Source organism: Sphingomonas endophytica, from assembly GCF_001476895.1.
GTDB lineage: Bacteria > Pseudomonadota > Alphaproteobacteria > Sphingomonadales > Sphingomonadaceae > Sphingomonas > Sphingomonas endophytica_A.
The window spans coordinates 1-702 of the sequence record NZ_LDTB01000232.1; the positions used below are offsets into that span (position 1 = coordinate 1).

At 60.7% G+C, this 702-nt stretch carries 2 protein-coding genes; both read left to right on the forward strand.

The genetic code is table 11. From position 1 onward, the window contains the following. Positions 1 to 222 precede the first annotated feature (222 nt). Positions 223 to 360: an SDR family NAD(P)-dependent oxidoreductase gene (locus tag NS334_RS18935; protein WP_206542724.1), complete on the forward strand. Its 138-nt coding sequence runs from the start codon at positions 223 to 225 to the stop codon at positions 358 to 360. Next, the coding region (locus NS334_RS16915; protein WP_206542725.1) for an SDR family NAD(P)-dependent oxidoreductase at positions 335 to 702 on the forward strand (368 nt) is incomplete at its 3' end. The genes NS334_RS18935 and NS334_RS16915, both read left to right, overlap by 26 nt.

Here is a 702-nt window from a genome sequence, read left to right on the forward strand (position 1 = left end):
CTCTTCGGCCACGGCGACGAAATAACGAAGGTGCCGGAGCTCCATAGCTATCCCTCAAAAGTATAGCTCGAATCCTACGAAGTCTTTCTCAAAGAAGCCAGCCCCAACTAAATCTCCAGTCCATCGAGCCACACCGACGCAAGAGCCTTCAGACCTTCATTGCGGACGAGTTGAGCTAACCAGGCCGATTAAGCATATCGGCCATACCATTTGGAGAGTGACATGACCAAACCCGTTGTCCTGATTACAGGCGCCCTTACCGGTATCGGCCGCGCCGCGGCGCTCGCCTTCGCCCGCGAGGGCGCCAGCCTGATTGTTTCAAGGCGCCACGACGATGCAGGCCGCAGAGTTGACCGCTGAACTGCGTTCGAACGGCGGCGAAGCCGAATTCGTCCGCGCCGACGTCCGGCGCGAGAGCGACGTTGCGGCATTGCTCGACCGGACGATCAAGCGGTTCGGCCGGCTCGACGTGGCGGTCAACAACGCAGGTACGGAAGGCGCGCCGGGCCCGCTGACTGAGCAGACGCCGGAGAGCTACGCAGCAACATTCGACACCAACGTCCTCGGAGTTCTGCTGTCGATGAAGCACGAACTCCGGGTCATGCAGCCACAAGGCTTCGGCAGCATCGTGAACATCTCATCGACCATGGGCAGCCGCGGCGCACCGAACGCTTCGCTCTACGTTGCCAGTAAGCATGCCGT

Coding starts and splice junctions, on each gene's coding strand:
- NS334_RS18935 (WP_206542724.1), top strand. CDS start 223: ATGACCAAACCCGTTGTCCTGATTACAGGCGCCCTTACCGGTATCGGC.